Origin of the sequence: Mesorhizobium sp. M0152 (assembly GCF_040322415.1) — a bacterium.
Lineage (GTDB): Bacteria > Pseudomonadota > Alphaproteobacteria > Rhizobiales > Rhizobiaceae > Mesorhizobium.
Window position 1 is genome coordinate 344,188 of record NZ_JAMYTH010000001.1, and the last position, 20,016, is coordinate 364,203.

The window sequence follows — 20,016 nt, forward strand, 5'->3', positions numbered from 1 at the left end:
TTTTCCAGGTGGACGGAAACCGCTGGCGAAGCGCGTTCTATTTGCGTATCACTCCGCCGCGCCAATGGAACCATAGTGATGTTCGAAGACCTGCAGCCGGCTCCCGCCGACAAGATCCTTGCCCTGATCGGCCTCTATCGCGCCGATCCACGCCCGAACAAGGTCGACCTCGGCGTCGGTGTCTACAAGGATCGCGACGGCAAGACGCCGGTCATGCGCGCCGTGCGCGAGGCCGAAAAGCGACTGCTGCAGGGCCAGGACACCAAGACCTATCTCGGCCTCGCCGGCGACGTCGGCTTCAACACAGTGATGGCCAAGCTCGCTTTCGGTCCGGACGCCGACATGACGCGCATCCGTGCGGCACAGGCGCCCGGCGGCTCGGGCGCGCTGCGGCTGGTGGCGGAACTGCTCAAGCGCACACGATCCGATGCCACCGTCTGGCTGTCGGACCCGACCTGGCCGAACCACATGCCGGTGATGCGCGCCGCTGGCCTGCAAATCCGCGAATACCCTTATTTCGATGCGGGCTCCGGCGCTGTTCGCTTCGACGACATGCTGGCGGCGCTGCGGACGGCAAACAGTGGCGACGTGGTGCTGCTGCATGGCTGCTGCCACAATCCGACCGGCGCCAATCTGGATGCGGCGCAGTGGGCCGCCGTTGCCGATCTGATCGTCGAACGCGGCCTGCTGCCGTTTGTCGACATCGCCTACCAGGGTTTTGGCGATGGCCTCGAGGCCGACGCCCTCGGCTTGCGCTTGCTGGCGGCGAAAGTTCCGGAGATGGTCGTCGCGTCGAGTTGCTCGAAGAATTTCGCCGTCTATCGCGACCGCGTCGGCGCTGCGATGGTCCTGGCCAAGGACGGTGCCCAGGCGGATGTGGCGATGAGCCAGATGCTGTCGGCGGCGCGCGCCATGTATTCGATGCCGCCGGACCACGGCGCTGCCGCCGTGCGCATCGTGCTCGAAGACCCAATTTTGCGCGCGGACTGGGAAGCCGAGCTCGAAGAGATGCGCCTTCGCATGCTGAGGCTCCGCGTGCAATTCGCCGAAGCGCTGCGCCGGCAGTCCAATTCCGACCGTTTCGATTTCGTCGCCAGCCATCGCGGTATGTTCTCCCGGCTTGGCCTGACGGAAGCGCAGGTCGAGCGGCTGCGCGCCGAGCACGGCGTCTACATGGTCGGCGACAGCCGCATCAACGTGGCCGGCCTGCCCGAGGACGGCATGGACGAACTCGCCAAGGCGATAATTTCGGTGCTCGACTGACGCCTGATCCTACCGGTCAGGCCGAGATGGCTTTTCTTGTCCGACCATGATCTTTCCTGAAAACCGGACCGAGATCATGGTTATGCTCAGCTGTGGACAAGGCGCCGTCGCCGCCTGACAGCGTTGGCCGCGCGACTGGCCGCAGGATAGCATCCGCTCCATGACGCCATCGAAAGACATTTCGCGCCTGATCGAGATCATGGCGGCGCTGCGGGCGCCGAAGACCGGCTGTCCGTGGGACATAGAGCAGGATTTCTCGACCATCGCGCCTTATACGATCGAGGAAGCCTATGAGGTGGCGGATGCCATCGCGCGCGGCGATCTCGACGATCTGCGCGACGAACTTGGCGACCTCCTGCTGCAGGTCGTCTACCACGCGCAGATGGCCGAGGAGGCCGGCGAGTTTGCTTTCCCGGACGTGGTCCAGGCGATCACCACCAAGATGATCCGCCGCCATCCGCATGTCTTCGGTGACGAAAATGCCCGCAGCGCCGGCATGGCCAAGGGCATGTGGGAGAAGATCAAGGCCGAGGAAAAGGCGGAGAAACGTCAAGCCCGCCTGGCTCGCGGCCACGACCCGGAAGACAACGGCAAGGGGTTCCTGGACAGCGTGCCGATTGCCCTGCCCGCGCTGACGCGAGCGTTGAAACTTCAGGAGAAGGCCGCCCGCGTCGGTTTCGACTGGAGCGAGGCTGCCCCCATCCTTGACAAGATCGAGGAAGAGATCGGCGAGTTGCGCGAGGCGCTTGCCAAAGGCGAGACCGCCTCGATCAAGGACGAATTCGGCGACATGCTGTTTGCCGTCGTCAATCTAGGCCGTCACCTCGATCTCGATTCGGAAGCAGCGCTGAGCGGCACCAACGAAAAATTCCGGTCGCGCTTTCACTATGTCGAGCAAGCATTGGAGAAGTCCGGCAAAACGCTGGGACAAGCTACGCTGGCCGAGATGGAAGCGCTCTGGCAAGAAGCAAAAAGCGCGAAGTAGCCGGCATTACTTGTTGTTTTTGCGACGCAATCTGCTCTCGATCTCTTCGCTGGCGCTTTGCGTCGCCTTGAGCGAGATGGTGGCGCTGCCGTCCTCATTGTCGGTTCGCGAAACGACATCGCCGTTGCGGTAGAGCCAGTCGACCAGGCCGAACTGCGCCGGCTCGATCGTCACCGTCAGCTCTTCGAGCTCGCCCGCCATCCGCGCCTCGATAATCGCCTTCAGTGCATCGATGCCTTCGCCAGTGACAGCCGATATGGCGACGGGCGGCGCCTTGGCATCCGTACTCTCGGCCAGCAGCCGCGCACGATTGCCCTCATCGAGCAGGTCGACCTTGTTCCAGACTTCGATGACCCGCTTGGCGTCGCTGGCGTCGACGCCGAGATCGGCCAGGATGCGTTCGACATCCTCGGCCTGCGCTGACGTGTCGGGATCGGAAATGTCGCGCAGGTGGATGACGAGATCGGCTTCGACCACCTCTTCCAATGTCGCACGAAATGCCGCGATCAGATGCGTCGGCAGGTCCGAGATGAAGCCGACCGTGTCCGAAAGGATGATCGGCGTGCCATGCGGCAGGCGCACGCGGCGCAGCGTCGGATCGAGGGTGGCGAACAGCATGTCCTGAGCCAGAACGTCTGCCCCGGTCAGCCTGTTGAACAGCGTCGACTTGCCCGCGTTGGTATAGCCGACGATCGCCACCACCGGAAACGGCACCTTCTTGCGCTTGGCGCGGTGCAGATCGCGCGTGCGCCGCACCGTTTCCAGTTCGTGCTTCAGCTTGATGATCTTTTCCTGCAGCTGCCGCCGATCGGATTCGATCTGCGTTTCGCCGGGACCACCGAGGAAGCCGGCGCCGCCGCGCTGGCGTTCCAGGTGGGTCCAGCTGCGCACGAGACGGCCCTTCTGGTAGTTGAGGTGAGCGAGTTCGACCTGCAGCGTGCCTTCCTTGGTGCGCGCGCGCTCGCCGAATATCTCGAGGATCAGCCCGGTGCGATCCAGCACCTTGGCGTCGAGTTCCTTTTCGAGATTGCGCTGCTGTACCGGGGTTAGCGGATGGTCGACAATGACCACCTCCGCGTGACCTTCCTTGACGATTTCGGCGAACTCCGCGACCTTGCCGCTGCCGAGCAAGGTTGCCGGGCGCGGGTCGTTGACGGTCACGACCGCCGTATGGATCAGATCAAGGTCGATGGCGCGCGCAAGGCCGACCGCTTCGTCGTGACGGGCGTCAGCCGAGCGCGTCAGCCGCGGGCGGTTGGTATCGTCGTCGCCGCGTGGCTGGCGGGTCAGCACCGGCACGATGACGACAGCCCGGGTCGGACCCTTGGCTTCCGTCTCGGGATGATGTGCTGGTTTTCCGCGAACCATACCGTCCGCGTCCTTCTCACGTGCCAATCAGGCGCCCTGGCTTTCCTCACCATCGAACATCTGAACCGGCTGGCTCGGCATGATCGTGGAAATGGCGTGCTTGTAGACGAGTTGCGAGTGACCGTCGCGGCGTAGCAGCACACAGAAATTGTCGAACGAAGTGACCACGCCGGTCAGCTTCACGCCGTTGATAAGAAAGATGGTGAGCGGGTTCTTGCTCTTGCGAACTGAATTCAGGAACAGGTCCTGAAGGTTTTGCGATCGTTCCGCCATTGTTTTTGTCTTTCGCCGATCCCCTTCGGTTTGCAAGCCAATGCGCCAAATTGTCAGGCACATGTCAAGCGCGCAAACACCGTCTTGCCGTCAGTAACGACAAGCAGAACGAGATATATTGATGTTCATTCCACCTGTGCGGTTATCAGGCTGGACTTTTTTCCGCAATGTCAAAAAAGGCTTGCCGCAACGAAAGTGTTATCGAGCCGGGATGCCCATTGGCGATCGGGTCGCCATCGATGGCCACGACCGGCATGGCAATCGTCGTTGCGGAGCTGATGAACGCCTCGCGCGCCGCCTTGGCCTCGGCAACCGAAAAGCCGCGCTCCTCGATCTTCAGGCCGAGTGTGGCCGCCACTTCGAACATGGTCGTACGAGTGATGCCGCGCAGGATGCCATGCTCGGCCGGCCTGGTGACCAGAACGCCATCCCTGGTGACGATCCAGGCGTTCGACGATCCGCCTTCCTTTACGTTACCTTCGGTGTCGACGAACCACGCCTCCTGCGCACCGGCTTCCTTGGCCTTCTGCTTGGCCAAGACGTTGGGCAGCAGCCCGACACTCTTGATGTCGACGCGATCCCAGCGATTCTCGGGCACGGTGATGACCGCGATGCCGCTCTCGGCCCTCTTGGCCGAGGCTGCTGGGTCGGCTTTCCTGGCGGTCACCACCAGGGACGGCCTGGTGTCGGCCGATGGGAACACGAAGTCACGACTGGCGACGCCACGCGTAACCTGGACATAGACCAGACCGTTGGCGACATGGTTGCGGTTGACCACTTCGCGCAAGATGAGCGGCAGCACGATCGAGGTGACCGGCCAGGCGATCGACAGTTCGGTCAGCGAGCGGTTCAGGCGGGCCAGGTGGCGCGGCATGTCGACGATGAAGCCGCGCGCCACTTCGCAGACTTCATAGACGCCATCGGCGAACTGATAACCGCGGTCCTCGATATGCACGGAAGCGTCGGCATGGGCGACGTAGCGCCCGTTGACATAGGCAATGCGTGGCATGGGGACCCCTGAAGAAATTTCAGCTTTTTTAAGCGATTCCGCCGCGACCGTAACCGATAATCAGCCGGCAGCGGGCCGCTGGACCAACAACAGCCGGCGGTCAGACGCCGAGCGACTTCAGCTTGCGATGCAGGGCGGAGCGTTCCATGCCGATGAACTCGGCTGTCTTCGAGATGTTGCCGCCAAACCGGTTGATCTGCGCGATCAGATAGTCCTTCTCGAACTGTTCGCGCGCCTCGCGCAGGGGCAGCGCCATGATGTGCTGGTCGGATTGATTCGGCGTGCGCGGCATGACATCGCCGATCTCCGCCGGCAACAGGTCCGCCGTGATCGGCGCGTCGACCTCGTCGCCGCGCGCCAGGATCATCAGACGCTCGACATTGTTGCGCAGTTGGCGGACGTTGCCCGGCCAGTTGTGCGCTTGCAGCACGGCAAGCGCGTCATCGCCGATACGGCGCGGCTTGATTCCGGCCTGGCGGGCGATCTGTTTCATGAAATTGTCGACGAGATAAGGAATATCCTCGCGCCGCTCGGCCAGTCCCGGCACGATGACCGGAACCACCGCCAGGCGATGATAGAGATCCTCGCGGAAGCGGCCGTCGGCGATCATCGCTTCCAGGTTCTGCGAGGTCGAGGAGATGATGCGGACATCGACCTTGACCCGCTTGGTGCCCCCTACCCGCTCGAACTGCTGTTCGACCAGCACCCGCAGGATCTTGTTCTGCGTCTCGCGCGGCATGTCGGCCACTTCGTCGATGTAGAGGATGCCGCGATGGGCTTCCTCGAGCGCGCCGACCTTGCGCTCGACGCCGTTGGATTCGGTGCCGAACAGCTCGATCTCCATACGTTCGGGCGTGATGTTGGCGGCGCTCAGCGTGACGAACGGTGCACCCTTGCGCGCCGACAGCGTGTGGATGGCGCGCGCGGCGAGTTCCTTGCCCGAGCCAGACGGGCCGATGATCATCACCCGGCTGTTGGTCGGCGCGACGCGCTCGATGGTCTGTCGCAACTGGCTCATCGCAGACGACATGCCGATCAGGTCGAAGGTTTCGCCGCTGCGCAGCTTGAGGTCGGAAACCTCGCGCCGTAATTTGGAGGTTTCGAGCGCGCGCTCGGCGATAAGGATCAGCCGGTCGGCTTTGAACGGCTTCTCGATGAAGTCGTAGGCGCCACGACGGATGGCGGAGACCGCCGTCTCGATATTGCCATGGCCCGAAATCATGACGACCGGCAGGTTCGGGTGCATCGTCTTGATCTCGTCGAGCAAGGCCAACCCGTCCAGACGCGAACCTTGCAGCCAGATGTCGAGGAAAATCAGCCTCGGCGCCCGGTCGGCGATGGCCGCCAGCGCGCTGTCGGCATCGAATGCCGTGCGGGTTTCGTGACCTTCGTCGCTCAGGATGCCTGCGACGAGCTCGCGGATGTCTTCCTCGTCATCGACGATCAGAATATCAGACGCCATTACCGACCTTTTCAGTTTCTCGTTCGTGTTCCGCCCTGCCTTCGCCGCGCGGCGGCGCGCCGGCCGTGGGCGGCAGGATGATGCTGATCATCGCGCCGCGCCCGCCATGGAAATCCGCGGGTGCATCATGGAGCTCCAGCCTGCCGCCATGGTCCTCCACGATCTTCTTGACGATAGCGAGGCCGAGGCCGGTCCCCTTCTCGCGCGTGGTCATATAGGGCTCGAGCAGCCGCTGACGACTTTCACGTGGTAGGCCTTTGCCATTGTCGATGACGTCGATTCGAATCGCGCCATTGTGACGTCCGGCTTGAATCCGGATTATGCCGTGCGAACCATCCTTCTGTTCCAATCCATCGATGGCTTCGGCGGCGTTCTTGATCACGTTGCCGAAAGCCTGTGCCATCAGCCGGCTGTCGAAAGTACCCTTGAGCGGCTCGTTGCCGAACACCCGCTCGAACGTGATGTCGGAACGGCTGACTTCGACCAGGAACGAGGCCTCGCGCAAGGCTTCGCGCAGGTCGATGGCCTTCATCTCGGGCTTGGGCATGCGCGCGAAGGCCGAGAATTCGTCGACCATGCGGCCGATATCCTCCACCTGCCGGATGATGGTGTCGGTGCACTGGTCGAAGACCTCGCGGTCCTCGGTGATGACCTTGCCGTAGCGACGCTTGATGCGTTCGGCGGAAAGCTGGATCGGCGTCAGCGGATTCTTGATCTCGTGGGCGATGCGCCGCGCCACGTCCGCCCAGGCGGAGGAGCGCTGGGCCTGAACCAGGTCCGTGATGTCGTCCACCGTCACGACGTAGGATTTCTCCTCCGAACCGTCGTCGCCGGCCTCGATGGTAATCTGCACGTTGAAAGTCCGCTCTGCGCCGGCACGGTAGAAGGTCACCTGCTCGCGATAGACCGGTTTGCCTGATTTGCGGCCGATCTCGAAGACGCGGCCGACATGCGGCAGAACGGCGGAGAGGTTCTGTCCGAGCGCGGCGTTGGCGGATATGGCCAGCATCGATTCGGCCGAACGGTTGACGATGGTGACGATCCCGTAGGGATCGACGCCGATGACACCGGCGGTGACGCCGGCAAGCACGGCTTCGGAAAAGCGCCGCCTCTCGTCGATCAGGTCCTTTGCCGACAGGATCTCGTTGCGCTGCGATTTCAATTCCAGAAGCATCTTGTTGAAAGTATCGCCGAGCGAGGCAACATCGCCGTCGGATGGTCGCACCGGCACGGCGACATCGAGATTACCGGTCGCCACCTCATCGGCGGCGCCGATAAGCTGGCGAATCGGGCGCACCAGCCGGTCGGCCACGGCAATGCCGGTCCAGATGGCCGACAGGATAATGATCAGCGTCAGCGACAGATAAGGCAGAGCAAAGGCCACTTGCGAAGTGCGCCGGTTGTCTTCGAGGTTGCGGTACTCGTCCGTGTTGGACCTGACGATCTGCCGCGCCTTGATCACCTCGGGGTCGACCAATCGGATCGTGTAGAGGTAGAGGCCCTCGATCTCGCGCAACTTGACGATGGCACCCATAATGTTGCGGGTTCGCGGTTCGATCAGCACCGGCTTGCCGTCGGCGGCGCTGGCCACGGCGCCTTCCGGCGGTTCCGGCATGGCGAAATCCGTGTTGGTCTTGGCACTCATGACAAACGAGCCGTCGGGCTTGATCAGCGCCGCATGCGCCAGCGACCGGCCCACCGCTTCCTTGTTCATCAGGTCGAGAAAGCCTGTCCGATCAAGGCCGTAGAGCGTGCGCGATGCGTCGAGATCGTAGGCCATCGACAGTGTCGTGCCTTGCAGATTGCGTGCGTTTTCCTGGACATAGGCATCGGCGATCGAAAGCGAGGAATTGACGATCGTCTTGGTGCGAATCTCGAACCAGCGGTCGAGGCCGATATCGAGCGTGATCGAGGCGATGATCGCCACCATGATGGCCGGAATGGCGGCCACAAGCGCGAACATGGCGACGATGCGCACATGCAACCGCGACGCAGCCTTGCCATGGCGGCGCGCCATAACGATGCGATGCACCTCGCGTCCGACCAGAGCGATAAGGAAGAGCACGAAGGCGGCGTTGAGCGCGATCAGCGCCCAGGTCGTCTTGGCGTCAGGCGCGATCGGCGTCGCGCCGACCAGGATGGCGAACGAAATAGCCGCCATGACAAGCGCGCCGACGACCGCCACGACGCCAGGCAGCGCCAGCAGCCTGCGCCCGTCGCGCGCGCCGGGTTCGCTGAAAAGCGGTTGATTGAGAGTCGGTGCCTGCGGAGCCATGTCGCCGTCTAGAGCCAGTGATTGCGTCGGATGTATGCAACGCATTGTGGCGATTATGCAACAAGTGTGACCGAGACGGAAATCTTTCGCGCCCGATCCCCCGAAAACAACCTTAACTCAGTCTGGCGTCACGACTGCCGTGAGGATTTATACACGTTGACGCCGAGCTCGCGAATTTTCTTGCGCAGCGTGTTGCGGTTCAAACCCAGCAATTCCGCGGCTTTGATCTGGTTGCCGCGGGTCGCGGTCATCGAAGCCAGGACCAGCGGATATTCAACCTCGGACAAAATGCGCTGATAGAGGCCGGCGGGAGGCAATTCGCCGGCAAACGAGGTGAAATAGCGCTGCAGAAAGTGCTCGACCGCCTGACCGATCGACAGATCGTCGGGAATGAGGTTGCCGCCGCCGGGCACCACGGGGCGCTCGCCCGTCTTGAGTTCCGCCTCGATGATCTCGGCGGAAATCTCGTCCTGCGAATAGAGCGCGGCAAGCCTGCGAACGAGGTTTTCCAATTCGCGCACATTGCCAGGCCAGGGGTAGCGCTTCATCAGTTCGATACCGCCGGACGAAATACGCTTGGTCTGCAGGCCTTCCATCTCGCCAAGCTTGAAGAAGTGCCGGACGAGGTCGGGCACGTCCTCGGAGCGCTCGCGCAGCGCCGGGAGCCTGAGCGGCACGACGTTGAGGCGGTAGAAAAGATCCTCGCGGAAGAGCCCCTGGTTGATCAGCGTGCGCAGGTCCTTATTGGTGGCGGCGACGATGCGCACGTCGGTCTTGATCGGCGTGCGGCCGCCAACCGTCGTGTACTCGCCCTGCTGGAGGACGCGCAGCAGGCGCGTCTGCGCCTCCATCGGCATGTCGCCGATCTCGTCGAGGAACAAGGTGCCGCCTTCGGCCTGCTCGAAGCGACCGGTGGAGCGGTTCTGCGCACCGGTGAAGGCGCCCTTCTCATGGCCGAACAGTTCCGATTCGATCAGGTCGCGCGGGATGGCCGCCATGTTGATGGCGACGAACGGCCCGCCGCGGCGGCGGCCGTATTCGTGCAGCGCACGCGCCACCAATTCCTTGCCGGTACCCGATTCGCCCGAAATCATCACCGTCAAGTCGGTCTGCATCATGCGCGCCAGCATGCGGTAGATGTCTTGCATAGCGGCCGAGCGGCCGACCAGCGGCATCGTCTCGGGCTGCTCTTCCGGCCGCGCATCGATCTTGGGCCGGCGCGGCTCCGAAAGCGCGCGGTTGACGATGTTGAGGAGCTCGGTCAGGTCGAACGGCTTCGGCAGATATTCATAGGCGCCGGTCTCGGAGGCGCGGATCGCCGTCATGAAGGTGTTCTGGGCGCTCATGACGATGACTGGCAGCTCCGGCCGTGCCTTCTTGATGCGCGGCAGCATGTCGAAGGCGTTCTCGTCGGGCATCACCACGTCGGTGATGACCAGATCGCCTTCGCCCGCCGCCACCCAGCGCCACAAGGTCGAGGCGTTGGACGTGACGCGCACCTCATGGCCGACGCGGGACAGCGCCTGGTTGAGCACGGTGCGGATCGCCGCATCGTCGTCTGCGACCAGAATATTGCCGCGAACGGTCATTTGCGGTCTCCTTCGCCGTCTTCATCGGCACTGAACTGCGTTTCCTTCCAAGCTGGCATGAGGATGCGGAAGGTGGTTGCGCGCGGCGTCGATTCGCATTCGATGATGCCGCCATGCTCGCCGACGATCTTGGCGACCAGCGCCAGCCCCAGCCCCGAGCCGTTCGGCTTGGTGGTGATGAAGGGATCGAACAGGATCGGCAGGATATCTTCGGAGACGCCGGAGCCATTGTCGCGCACGCAGAACTCCAGCGGCAATGAAACGCGGTCCTGCGTGCCCGGAACCGACACACGGATGCCCGGCCGGAATGCGGTCGACAGCACGATCTCGCCTTGTGGGTCGCTGCCGATCGCCTCGGCCGCATTCTTGACCAGGTTGAGGAACACCTGGATGAGCTGGTCGCGGTTGGCGAAAACCGGAGGCAATGAAGGATCGTAGTCTTCCAATATCCTGATTTTCTTTGCAAAACCGTTCTTAGCGATCGCCTTCACATGATCGAGCACGACATGGATGTTGACGGGATAGCGATCGATCGGCCGCTCGTCGGAAAACACCTCCATGCGATCGACCAGCGACACGATGCGGTCCGTCTCGTCGGTGATCAGCCGCGTCAGCGCGCGATCCTCGTCGGACGCGGACAATTCGAGCAACTGGGCGGCGCCACGGATGCCGGACAGCGGGTTCTTGATCTCGTGGGCAAGCATCGCCGCAAGGCCGGTGACGGAGCGTGCCGCCCCCCGATGCGTCATCTGCCGGTCGATCTTGTCGGCCATCGACCGTTCCTGAAACATCACCACGACGGAGCCTGGAAATTCCGGCACCGGCGCGACATAGAGATCGACGACCTTCTCGACGCCGAGACGCGGCGACGACACGTCGACCCGATACTCGTTGACCGGAGCCCGGCGCTCGCGCACTTGGTCGACCAGGGTCAGCAGCGGGCTGCCGAAGGGGATCAGTTTCGACAGCGTGTTGCGCGCCAGCATGGTCGCGCTCGAGCGAAAGAAGTCCTCGGCATCGGCGTTGGCGAAGGTGATGAATCCCTCGTCGCTGATCATGATCACCGGGCGGCGGATGGTGTTGAGCACGATCTGGGCGGCATCCGCCATTTCAGTGCCCCGGGCAACGGAAGCGCTCATGCGGCACTCCGCAGGTCCGGTGTTTCCACGACGTTCAAAAATGCATCGCGCAGCAGGGCTATCGTCCTTGCAGGTTCGAATGAGGTGAGAATGGCCTTGCGGCGCTCATCAGCGACAGCGACGGCATGGCGGTCGAGATACCAGCCGAGATGCTTGCGGGCCTGGCGCAGGCCGCTCTCGATGCCATAGAACGCCAGCATGTCCTCGTAATGGGCGACGATATAGTCGGCCAGCGCGGACGGGTTCCGCGGCGCTTCGACCGCCGTCTCGCCTGTCGCTGCCGCCGCGATGCTGCCGGCGACCCAGGGCGCGCCGTAATGCGCACGGCCGACCATCACCGCATCGGCGCCGGATTGGTCGAGGACATTCGCAGCCTCGCTGGGGGAACAGACGTCGCCATTGGCAACGACTGGGATGGATACGGCTTGCTTGACGCGGGCGATGGCGCGCCAGTCGGCCTTGCCCTGATAGAACTGGCAGCGCGTACGGCCGTGGACGGTCACCATCTTGATGCCAGCCTGCTCGGCGCGGCGTGCCAGGTCAGGCGCGTTCAGCGCGCCGTCGTCCCAGCCCAGCCGCATCTTGACGGTCACCGGCACATCGACCGCGCCGACAACGGCTTCGATCAGCGAGAGCGCATGATCGAGATCGAGCATCAGTGCGGAACCGGCATAGCCGCCGGTGACCTTCTTGGCCGGGCAACCCATGTTGATGTCGATGATGTCGGCGCCCTCGCCAGCGGCGATACGCGCGCCTTCGGCCATGTGGGTCGCCTCGCGGCCGGCAAGCTGCACCATATGGACCGGCAAGCCGGAATGGCGTATGCGCAAGCCGCAGCCCGCCCTTCCCTTGGCGAGTTCGCCGCTTGCCACCATTTCGGACACCACCAGGCCGGCGCCATGCGCATGGGCACGCTGCCGGAACGGCTCGTCGGTAATTCCCGACATCGGTGCAAGGAACACGCGATTGCGGATTCTCACACCACCGACGTCGAGAGGCGAGGCCAATTTGGTCAAATCATCCATGCACAAAAACCAAGCATGTCCATTCGTTGCACATTCTCTAGCCAGAACCGCGGCAATGTGCAACGCGGAATGACGTCACAATAAGGCGCAATTGGGAAAATGCCGGCTTGTCGTTTTCGGCCACGACCAGGTGCTGCGCGTTCGTCGGGGCCAGCAAAGGACGCCTTGGACCTTCATATTTGGCGCACGATCTTTTTGAAAACCGATTACACTTTTCCAGATCGTGCGCTAAGCCAATCGGCATGACTGACGCACGTGAAAATCAGGCTTCAGAGGCGAATGGCAAGGTCGCGGTGGTGATTGTAGCTGCCGGCCGTGGCGCGCGCGCCGGACAGATCGACGGCCCCAAGCAATATCAACGGATCGGTGGCCGCGCCGTCATCGCGCACGTCATAGAGATTTTCCTGGCACATCCGCGTATCGGCCCGATCGTGGTTGCCATTCACGCGGAGGACGGCGAGCTTTTTCGGCAAGCGGTCGGCATCGATGCTGATCGGGTCACGGTAATTGCTGGTGGCGCCACCAGGCAAGATTCGGTTCGGCTGGGGTTGCAGGCCCTGAGAAGCCACGGGCCGGACAAGGTCCTCATCCATGATGCCGCGCGCCCGTTCGTCGACGCCGACCTTATCGACCGTACCATCTTCGCCATCAGCGAAGACGAGGGCGCCCTCCCTGCCCTGCCCGTCGCGGATACTTTGAAGCGCGAATCTGCCAGTGGCGTGGTCGGCGAAACCGTTTCCAGGAGCGGGCTTCACGCAGCGCAAACGCCGCAGGGCTTTCCATTCGTGGCAATCATGACGATGCATGAAGAAGCCTATCGCCGCGGCAAAACCGACTTCACTGACGATTCAGCGATCGCCGAATGGATGCAAATGCCGGTAAAGATCGTTCCCGGCTCGCCGGACAATGTCAAACTCACCTGGGCACGGGATATTGCGATGGCGGACCAGCGGCTTTCCAGCGGGCGGACACACTTTCCCGACATTCGCACCGGCAATGGCTACGACGTCCATGCCTTCGAGCCTGGCGACCACGTCACGCTGTGCGGCGTCGCCATTCCTCATGAGAAGAAACTGTCCGGTCATTCCGATGCCGATGTCGGCCTGCACGCGCTGACGGATGCGCTGTTGGCGACCTGCGGCGCCGGTGACATCGGCACGCATTTCCCGCCGTCCGACCCGCAGTGGAAAGGCGCTGCGTCCCGGATGTTTGTCGAACATGCGGCGAAACTGGTGCGCGGGCGCGGCGGACGCATCGCCAATGCCGACATCACGCTGATCTGCGAGGCGCCGCGCGTCGGCCCGCATCGCGAAGCGATGACGGCGGTCCTATCCCAGATGCTGGGTATTTCCGCGGACCGCATCTCGATCAAGGCGACGACCAACGAGAAGCTCGGATTTGTCGGCCGCGAGGAAGGCATCGCGGCGATTGCCACCGCCAGCGTGGTGTTTCCCGGCGAGGTGCCGGAATGACCGACAATGAGCTGGCCAACGCGCTGCTGCAAGCCTGCCAGGCGCGCGGCATCATGCTGGCGACAGCGGAAAGCTGCACAGGCGGCATGATCATCGCGGCGCTGACCGACATTGCCGGGTCCTCGGCGGTGGTCGATCGCGGCTTCATCACCTATTCCAACGAAGCCAAGATGGACATGCTCGGTGTTTCCGCCGCCACGCTCGATGCGCATGGCGCGGTTTCCCGCGAGACGGTGATCGAAATGGCAAGGGGCGCGCTTGCCCGTTCACGGGCCGGGCTTACTCTCGCAGTCACCGGTATCGCCGGCCCTGGTGGCGGTTCAGCGGCAAAACCCATCGGCCTGGTCTGGTTCGGCGTTGGCCTCGATGGCCAGGCTGTGGGCGCTGAACACAAGCTGTTTACAGACAAGGGCCGGGATTTCATTCGCCGCGAAACGGTCAGGCATGCGCTGGAATTGGGTTTGCGTGCGCTCGGCCACGGTCAACCCGACGGTGCGACACCGTAGATGACGTCGGCGCGCTTCTCGAAAGCTTCGGAGAACATGCGGAAGGCGCGATCGAACATGGTTCCCATCACCACGCCCAGGATGCGGCTCTTGAACTCGTAGTCGATGAAAAAGCGGACGGCACAGCCGCTGCCATCGGGTTCGAAACACCAGACATTGCTTAGATATTTGAACGGACCGTCGATATATTTCACGTCGATGGCGTTCTCGTCAGGCTTCAACAGCACCTGCGTGGTGAAGGTTTCGCGGATCGCCTTGTAGCCTATGCTCATATCGGCAACGAGGATGGTGCGCCCGTCACGCTCCTTGCGCGTGCGTACCGTCAGCGCTTCGCAAAGCGGCAGGAATTGCGGATAGGCTTCGATGTCGGCAACCAGTGCGAACATCTGCTGCGGCGTGTGGTCAACGCGACGGGTGGCTTCGAACTTCGGCATGAAACCGGCTCTAAAGCGCGTCGCGTCGAAACGCGGTCATGCGACGCACTTTAGATTCGTTGTTTTTATGCATGTCGTTCTCCCAAAACCGAGGTCACTTTTGGGCGACATGCATCAGAGCGATTTCTTAAGCTGCGCTTCCCGCGCCGCACGCAGTCTGGCGAAATCATCGCCAGCATGATGCGACGAGCGCGTCAGCGGGCTCGATGCCACCAGCAGAAAGCCCTTGGTCCGGCCGATCGTCTCGAAGGATTTGAACTCCTCCGGCGTGACGAAGCGGATGACCGGGTGATGCTTCTTCGACGGCTGCAGATATTGGCCAATGGTCATGAAGTCGACATTGGCCGAACGCAAATCGTCCATCAGCTGCAGGATTTCGTTCCGCTCCTCGCCCAGTCCCACCATGATGCCGGACTTAGTGAAGATCGACGGGTCGAGTTCCTTGACCCGCTGCAGCAGCCGGATCGAGTGAAAATAGCGGGCGCCAGGCCGAACGGTCAGATAGTTAGACGGCACGGTTTCGAGATTGTGGTTGAAGACGTCGGGCTTGGCCGCCACGACGATCTCCAGCGCGCCATCCTTGCGCAGGAAATCGGGCGTCAGGATTTCGATCGTCGTCGAAGGCGTGGCAGCGCGGATCGCGCGAATGACTTCGGCGAAGTGCTGCGCCCCGCCATCGGCAAGATCGTCGCGGTCGACCGAGGTGATGACGACATGGGTCAGGACCATCTGCTTGACCGCATGCGCGACGCGGGCCGGCTCGTCGGGGTCGAGTGCGGTCGGGATGCCGGTGGCGACATTGCAGAAGGCGCAGGCGCGCGTGCAGATCTCGCCCATGATCATGAAGGTGGCGTGCTTCTTGTCCCAGCATTCGCCGATATTCGGACAGCCGGCCTCTTCGCAGACGGTCACCAACTTGTGCGATTTCACGATTTCGCGCGTCTCGGCGTAGCCCTTCGAGACCGGCGCCTTGACGCGGATCCAGTCAGGTTTGCGCAGCACGTCCTGGTCAGGCTTGTGCGCCTTCTCGGGATGCCGCAGTCGCGGCGCGTTGGCGATCGTGTCGAGGACGGTAACCATGTGAACCCTGGCTTGTTTTCGCGACCGCCTGCCGGCGATCGTCACTTCCCTGTCATCTAGGACCTTTCGGCACAAAGAAAAAGGCTGCGGCGGCGCATGCCGCTACGACCGTTTTCGCATAGCCGAAACGATCTCGGCTAACGCCGCACCAGGCGTCCTGCCCAGATCAGCAGGCATGCGCCGATGAAGCCGGTGATCAGATAGGCGGTCCAGCCGACGCCGAACCCGCCGAAATCGAGGGCTCGCAGAATGGCGTTCAGCACCACGGCGCCGACGATGCCCAGGATGATGTTCATGAAGACACCGGTGTTGCTCTTCATGACCATCTCGGCAAACCAGCCTGCAAGTCCGCCGATGATGATGGCTGCTATCCAGCCCACGCCATTCACGTCCATATGCCCTCTCCTTATACGAGTGAAAATGCGTCCGGAAATGACCCAACTTGCCGTCGAGTTCGCGCGTCCTGTGCGCTTTGAGTCTCGTGCGGGGAATCTATCATGCGTTCAGCGCGCGGCCATAGGCGTCGAGCACGCTTTCCTTCATCATCTCCGACAGCGTCGGGTGCGGGAAGATGGTGTGCATCAGCTCTTCCTCGGTGGTTTCAAGGTTCATCGCCACGACAAAACCCTGGATCAGTTCGGTCACTTCGGCACCCACCATGTGCGCACCGAGCAGCTGACCGGTCTTCTTGTCGAAGATCGTCTTGATGAAGCCCTGATCCTCGCCGAGCGCGATGGCCTTGCCATTGGCGGCGAACTGGAAGCGGCCGACGCGGATATCCTTGCCTTCGGCCTTGGCCTTGGCTTCCGTCAGGCCGACCGAGGCGACCTGCGGGTTGCAGTAGGTGCAGCCGGGAATCTTGAGCTTGTCGATGGCATGCACGCCGGGGAAATTAGCGATCTTTTCGATGCAGACGACGCCCTCATGCTCGGCCTTGTGGGCGAGCATCGGCGGGCCCGCGACATCGCCGATGGCGTATATGCCCGGCACGTTGGTCTTGCCATAGCCGTCGACGACGACGCAGCCGCGCTCGGTCTTCACACCAAGTGCCTCGAGGCCGAGATTTTCGATGTTGCCCTGCACGCCAACGGCCGAGATCATGCGGTCGGCAGTGATCTTCTCGACCTTGCCGTCCTTCATCTCGACATGCGCGGTGACTGAGTTGGCGCCCTTCTCGACCTTGGTTACCTTGGCTTCGAGGATGATCTTCATGCCTTGCTTCTCGAACTGCCTCTGCGCGAATTTCGAGACTTCGGCGTCCTCGACCGGCACCACCGCGGGCAAGAGCTCGACCACGGTCACCTCGGCGCCCATGGTGCGATAGAAGGAGGCGAATTCGATGCCGATCGCGCCGGAGCCCATCACCAGCAGCGACTTCGGCATCTCCTTCGGCACCATGGCCTCGAAATAGGTCCAGATCAGCTTGCCGTCAGGTTCGATGCCGGGCAGCGCGCGTGGCCGGGCGCCGGTCGCCAGGATGATGTGCTTGGCGGTATATGTGCCCTCGCCCTTGACGCCTTTCGGCACCGGCGGCTGCGGCTCCATCGGTTTCTTGGCCGTCTTGGACACGACGATCTCGCCCGGTTTGGACAGTTTGGCCTCGCCCCAGATCACGTCGACCTTGTTCTTCTTCATCAGGAAGCCAACGCCGCCATTGAGCCGCAGCGAGACCTTGCGCGAGCGGTCGACCACTGCGGCAGTATCGACACTGACCTTGCCGTCGAGTTTCAGCCCGTAGTCCTTCAGGTGATCCGAATAATGCATGATCTCGGCCGAGCGCAGCAGCGCCTTGGTCGGGATGCAGCCCCAGTTCAGGCAGATGCCTCCGAGGTGCTCGCGCTCGACGATCGCCGTCTTGAAGCCGAGCTGGGCGGAACGCACTGCCGTGACATAGCCGCCGGGACCGGAGCCGATGATGATGACGTCGTAGTTCTCAGCCACGGTTTTCTCCTTCAATCACAATTCCAGCATGACGCGCACGAGCGGCGTCAGGGCCTTGCCGATCTTTCGCGTGTTTTCGGCATCGAGGTGGACGCCGTCGAGAGGTGTCGTTTGCGCCACCGCGCCGGCATCGAAGAAGCCGCAGCCGACTTCTTCGGCGAGCGCCGCATATTGCGGTGCAAGCTGCTTCGAGGCGTCATCGCCGCCGGCAAACATTGCCTTGAACTCGGCATCTTCGGTGCGGGTGACGAGAGGCGGTGAAACGATCAGGATCTGCGGCGCGGACCAGTCGAACGGGTAGTCATGGCCGCGCACGATGTCGATCAGTCGGCTGATGCCTTGCTTGGCCGCGACCGGATTGCCGTGGATCCACGGCTTCATATCGTTGGCGCCGAGCATGATGACAATCAGGTCGATCGGCGCATGCGTGGTCAGCACCGTCGGCAGCGTTCTTGCGCCGTTGCGGTCGGCGCCGGCCAGATGATCGTCGAAGGCCGTGGTGCGGCCATTCAGCCCCTCGGCAATGACATGCACGCCGCCACCTAGTCCGGCCTGCAGCACGCTTGGCCAACGATCCTCGAGCGCATGTCGGCCACCCTCGGCATTGTAGCCCCAGGTCAGCGAATCGCCGTAGCAAAGAACCGTCTTCATCCGATCAACCCGAGCTTGCGAGGATGTAATCTTCCTTGGTGGCGACGGCGAATTCCTGCGCCGCCAAGCCGCCAGCGAATCCGGAACGAATAAAGGCGAAAAGGCTGGTGAAGAATTTCCGCACCGCCTTTTCCTTTCCTAGACCAGCATGCCCATCGGGTTCTCGATCAGCCGCTTGAAGGCGACCAGCAGTTCAGCGCCGAGCGCACCGTCGACGGCGCGATGGTCGGTCGACAGCGTCACCGACATCACCGTCGCGATCTTGATCTCGCCGTTCTTGACCACCGCCCGCTCCTCGCCGGCACCCACCGCCAGGATCGTCGCATGCGGCGGGTTGATGACGGCAGCAAAGTCCTTGATGCCGAACATGCCGAGATTGGACACCGCCGTGGTGCCGCCCTGGTATTCCTCCGGCTTCAGCTTGCGGCTGCGGGCGCGGCTGGCCAGGTCCTTCATCTCGTTGGAGATGACGGAAAGCGTCTTTTCGTCGGCCTTGCGGATGATCGGCGTGATCAGCCCGCCAGGGATCGACACGGCAACGCCGACATCGGCATGCTTGTGCTTGACCATCGCGCTTTCAGTCCAGGAGGCATTGGCATCGGGCACTGCCTTCAGCGCCATGGCCATCGCCTTGATGACCATGTCGTTGACCGACAGCTTGTAGGCCGGGGCCTCGCCCTTCTCGGTCTTCTTCACCGGTGCCGCCGCATTGAGCTGCGTGCGCAACGAAAGCAGCGCGTCGAGTTCGCAGTCGAGCGTCAGGTAGAAATGCGGGATGGTGGTCTTGGCCTCGATCAGCCGCCGCGCGATGGTCTTGCGCATATTGTCGTGCGGGACGAGTTCATAGGAGCCTTCCTCGAACAGCTTCAGCACCTGCTCGTCCGACATCGCCTTAACTGCCGGAGCACCGACCGGCGCTGCCTTGGCAGCAGGCGCGGCTTTGGCACCGCCCCCGGCAATCGCCGCGTCAACGTCGGCTTTCACCACACGGCCATGCGGGCCGGTGCCGGTCACGGCGGAGACATCGACACCGGCTTCCCTGGCGATGCGACGGGCAAGCGGCGAGGCGAAAGTGCGGCCGTTCGACGATTGGCTGATCTCCCCACCCGTGGGGGAGATGGCCGGCAGGCCAGAGGGGGGCGCCTCGCTCCCCGCGGCTGGAGGGACAGCGCCCCCCTCTGTCGACTTCGTCGACATCTCCCCCACGGGTGGGGAGATTGGCGCCTTGTCCTGCTTGGCCTCGGCTTTCGCCGGTGCTGCGCCGCCACCGTTCTTCGCGGCAGCGCCGACATCCTCGCCCTCAGCCGCGAGCACGGCGATCAGAGCATTGACCTTGACGCCTTCGGTGCCGGCGGGAACGACGAGCTTGGCAACCGTGCCTTCGTCGACAGCCTCGACTTCCATCGTCGCCTTGTCGGTCTCGATCTCGGCGATGACATCGCCCGGCGAAACCTTGTCACCCTTCTTCACGAGCCACTTGGAAAGATTACCCTCTTCCATCGTGGGCGAGAGCGCCGGCATGGTGATGTTGATTGGCATTTTGT

Annotated in this window: 18 protein-coding genes; 4 read left to right on the plus strand and 14 right to left on the minus strand. The window is 62.8% G+C overall.

The genetic code is table 11. The features are described 5' to 3' along the window. Nucleotides 1-78 precede the first annotated feature (78 nt). Together NKJ26_RS01740 and mazG are read left to right on the plus strand one after the other, a co-directional pair. Nucleotides 79-1,263 (plus strand): amino acid aminotransferase, encoded by a 1,185-nt coding sequence (locus NKJ26_RS01740; RefSeq protein ID WP_352693215.1) that lies wholly within the window; start codon nucleotides 79-81, stop codon nucleotides 1,261-1,263. Nucleotides 1,264-1,423: 160 nt separating this feature from the next. Further along, nucleotides 1,424-2,248, plus strand: a complete 825-nt coding sequence (mazG, locus tag NKJ26_RS01745) for a nucleoside triphosphate pyrophosphohydrolase (RefSeq protein WP_352693217.1) — start codon at nucleotides 1,424-1,426, stop codon at nucleotides 2,246-2,248. A gap of 6 nt (nucleotides 2,249-2,254) precedes the next feature. Here mazG and hflX read toward each other — a convergent pair whose 3' ends face one another. From hflX to dusB, 8 genes are all read right to left on the minus strand, one after another. Next, the gene (gene hflX / locus NKJ26_RS01750; protein ID WP_027027023.1) at nucleotides 2,255-3,643 is read right to left on the minus strand and encodes a GTPase HflX; all 1,389 of its coding nucleotides are present in this window, start codon (nucleotides 3,641-3,643) and stop codon (nucleotides 2,255-2,257) included. Further along, a complete protein-coding gene (hfq, locus tag NKJ26_RS01755; protein ID WP_006202172.1) occupies nucleotides 3,644-3,889 on the minus strand; it encodes an RNA chaperone Hfq in 246 nt (81 codons plus the stop codon). Between the two features lie 145 nt (nucleotides 3,890-4,034). Next, nucleotides 4,035-4,898 (minus strand): D-amino-acid transaminase, encoded by an 864-nt coding sequence (locus NKJ26_RS01760; protein WP_352693219.1) that lies wholly within the window; start codon nucleotides 4,896-4,898, stop codon nucleotides 4,035-4,037. 100 nt (nucleotides 4,899-4,998) lie between these two features. After that, on the minus strand, nucleotides 4,999-6,360 hold the full coding sequence (gene ntrX, locus NKJ26_RS01765) for a nitrogen assimilation response regulator NtrX (protein ID WP_027027021.1): 1,362 nt from the start codon (nucleotides 6,358-6,360) through the stop codon (nucleotides 4,999-5,001). Next, nucleotides 6,350-8,635 carry a sensor histidine kinase NtrY-like gene (locus tag NKJ26_RS01770; protein WP_352693221.1) on the minus strand — a complete coding sequence of 762 codons (2,286 nt, stop codon included), beginning with the start codon at nucleotides 8,633-8,635 and terminating at the stop codon, nucleotides 6,350-6,352. Before NKJ26_RS01770 ends, ntrX begins: the two co-directional genes overlap by 11 nt. A 128-nt stretch (nucleotides 8,636-8,763) precedes the next feature. Next, entirely contained in the window at nucleotides 8,764-10,224 is a 1,461-nt protein-coding gene (gene ntrC / locus NKJ26_RS01775; protein WP_027027019.1) for a nitrogen regulation protein NR(I), read from the minus strand. Beyond that, nucleotides 10,221-11,363, minus strand: coding sequence for a two-component system sensor histidine kinase NtrB (locus NKJ26_RS01780; protein ID WP_352693223.1), 1,143 nt, complete (start codon nucleotides 11,361-11,363; stop codon nucleotides 10,221-10,223). The genes ntrC and NKJ26_RS01780 overlap by 4 nt, the downstream gene beginning before the upstream one ends. Next, entirely contained in the window at nucleotides 11,360-12,388 is a 1,029-nt protein-coding gene (dusB, locus tag NKJ26_RS01785; protein ID WP_352693225.1) for a tRNA dihydrouridine synthase DusB, read from the minus strand. Before dusB ends, NKJ26_RS01780 begins: the two co-directional genes overlap by 4 nt. 242 nt (nucleotides 12,389-12,630) lie before the next feature. Here dusB and NKJ26_RS01790 point away from each other — a divergent pair, with 242 nt between their 5' ends. Both NKJ26_RS01790 and NKJ26_RS01795 read left to right on the plus strand, forming a co-directional pair. Then, on the plus strand, nucleotides 12,631-13,860 hold the full coding sequence (locus NKJ26_RS01790) for a bifunctional 2-C-methyl-D-erythritol 4-phosphate cytidylyltransferase/2-C-methyl-D-erythritol 2,4-cyclodiphosphate synthase (protein ID WP_352604405.1): 1,230 nt from the start codon (nucleotides 12,631-12,633) through the stop codon (nucleotides 13,858-13,860). Beyond that, nucleotides 13,857-14,366: a CinA family protein gene (locus tag NKJ26_RS01795; RefSeq protein WP_352693227.1), complete on the plus strand. Its 510-nt coding sequence runs from the start codon at nucleotides 13,857-13,859 to the stop codon at nucleotides 14,364-14,366. Before NKJ26_RS01790 ends, NKJ26_RS01795 begins: the two co-directional genes overlap by 4 nt. Here NKJ26_RS01795 and NKJ26_RS01800 read toward each other — a convergent pair. The 6 genes from NKJ26_RS01800 to NKJ26_RS01825 form a co-directional block, all read right to left on the minus strand. Then, the gene (locus NKJ26_RS01800) at nucleotides 14,342-14,800 is read right to left on the minus strand and encodes a type II toxin-antitoxin system RatA family toxin (protein WP_352693229.1); all 459 of its coding nucleotides are present in this window, start codon (nucleotides 14,798-14,800) and stop codon (nucleotides 14,342-14,344) included. The two genes, NKJ26_RS01795 and NKJ26_RS01800, sit on opposite strands and share 25 nt — an antisense overlap. A 114-nt stretch (nucleotides 14,801-14,914) precedes the next feature. Beyond that, nucleotides 14,915-15,880: a lipoyl synthase gene (lipA, locus tag NKJ26_RS01805; RefSeq protein ID WP_352693231.1), complete on the minus strand. Its 966-nt coding sequence runs from the start codon at nucleotides 15,878-15,880 to the stop codon at nucleotides 14,915-14,917. Between the two features lie 137 nt (nucleotides 15,881-16,017). Continuing rightward, nucleotides 16,018-16,275, minus strand: coding sequence for a GlsB/YeaQ/YmgE family stress response membrane protein (locus NKJ26_RS01810; RefSeq protein WP_027027012.1), 258 nt, complete (start codon nucleotides 16,273-16,275; stop codon nucleotides 16,018-16,020). Between the two features lie 100 nt (nucleotides 16,276-16,375). Then, on the minus strand, nucleotides 16,376-17,821 hold the full coding sequence (gene lpdA / locus NKJ26_RS01815; RefSeq protein ID WP_352693233.1) for a dihydrolipoyl dehydrogenase: 1,446 nt from the start codon (nucleotides 17,819-17,821) through the stop codon (nucleotides 16,376-16,378). A 15-nt stretch (nucleotides 17,822-17,836) separates the two neighbouring features. Then, complete coding sequence (locus tag NKJ26_RS01820; RefSeq protein WP_352693235.1) at nucleotides 17,837-18,472, minus strand: SGNH/GDSL hydrolase family protein; 636 nt, start codon at nucleotides 18,470-18,472, stop codon at nucleotides 17,837-17,839. A 138-nt stretch (nucleotides 18,473-18,610) separates the two neighbouring features. Next, nucleotides 18,611-20,011 carry a pyruvate dehydrogenase complex dihydrolipoamide acetyltransferase gene (locus tag NKJ26_RS01825; RefSeq protein ID WP_352693236.1) on the minus strand — a complete coding sequence of 467 codons (1,401 nt, stop codon included), beginning with the start codon at nucleotides 20,009-20,011 and terminating at the stop codon, nucleotides 18,611-18,613. Nucleotides 20,012-20,016 lie beyond the last annotated feature (5 nt).

Bases quoted from the DNA above. Each gene is read 5' to 3' on its own strand.
- NKJ26_RS01740 (WP_352693215.1), top strand. From the start codon at position 79: ATGTTCGAAGACCTGCAGCCGGCTCCCGCCGACAAGATCCTTGCCCTG.
- mazG (WP_352693217.1), top strand. From the start codon at position 1,424: ATGACGCCATCGAAAGACATTTCGCGCCTGATCGAGATCATGGCGGCG.
- hfq (WP_006202172.1), bottom strand. From the start codon at position 3,889: ATGGCGGAACGATCGCAAAACCTTCAGGACCTGTTCCTGAATTCAGTT.
- NKJ26_RS01760 (WP_352693219.1), bottom strand. From the start codon at position 4,898: ATGCCACGCATTGCCTATGTCAACGGGCGCTACGTCGCCCATGCCGAC.
- ntrX (WP_027027021.1), bottom strand. From the start codon at position 6,360: ATGGCGTCTGATATTCTGATCGTCGATGACGAGGAAGACATCCGCGAG.
- NKJ26_RS01770 (WP_352693221.1), bottom strand. From the start codon at position 8,635: ATGGCTCCGCAGGCACCGACTCTCAATCAACCGCTTTTCAGCGAACCC.
- ntrC (WP_027027019.1), bottom strand. From the start codon at position 10,224: ATGACCGTTCGCGGCAATATTCTGGTCGCAGACGACGATGCGGCGATC.
- NKJ26_RS01780 (WP_352693223.1), bottom strand. From the start codon at position 11,363: ATGAGCGCTTCCGTTGCCCGGGGCACTGAAATGGCGGATGCCGCCCAG.
- dusB (WP_352693225.1), bottom strand. From the start codon at position 12,388: ATGGATGATTTGACCAAATTGGCCTCGCCTCTCGACGTCGGTGGTGTG.
- NKJ26_RS01790 (WP_352604405.1), top strand. From the start codon at position 12,631: ATGACTGACGCACGTGAAAATCAGGCTTCAGAGGCGAATGGCAAGGTC.
- NKJ26_RS01795 (WP_352693227.1), top strand. From the start codon at position 13,857: ATGACCGACAATGAGCTGGCCAACGCGCTGCTGCAAGCCTGCCAGGCG.
- NKJ26_RS01800 (WP_352693229.1), bottom strand. From the start codon at position 14,800: ATGCCGAAGTTCGAAGCCACCCGTCGCGTTGACCACACGCCGCAGCAG.
- lipA (WP_352693231.1), bottom strand. From the start codon at position 15,880: ATGGTTACCGTCCTCGACACGATCGCCAACGCGCCGCGACTGCGGCAT.
- NKJ26_RS01810 (WP_027027012.1), bottom strand. From the start codon at position 16,275: ATGGACGTGAATGGCGTGGGCTGGATAGCAGCCATCATCATCGGCGGA.
- NKJ26_RS01820 (WP_352693235.1), bottom strand. From the start codon at position 18,472: ATGAAGACGGTTCTTTGCTACGGCGATTCGCTGACCTGGGGCTACAAT.
- NKJ26_RS01825 (WP_352693236.1), bottom strand. From the start codon at position 20,011: ATGCCAATCAACATCACCATGCCGGCGCTCTCGCCCACGATGGAAGAG.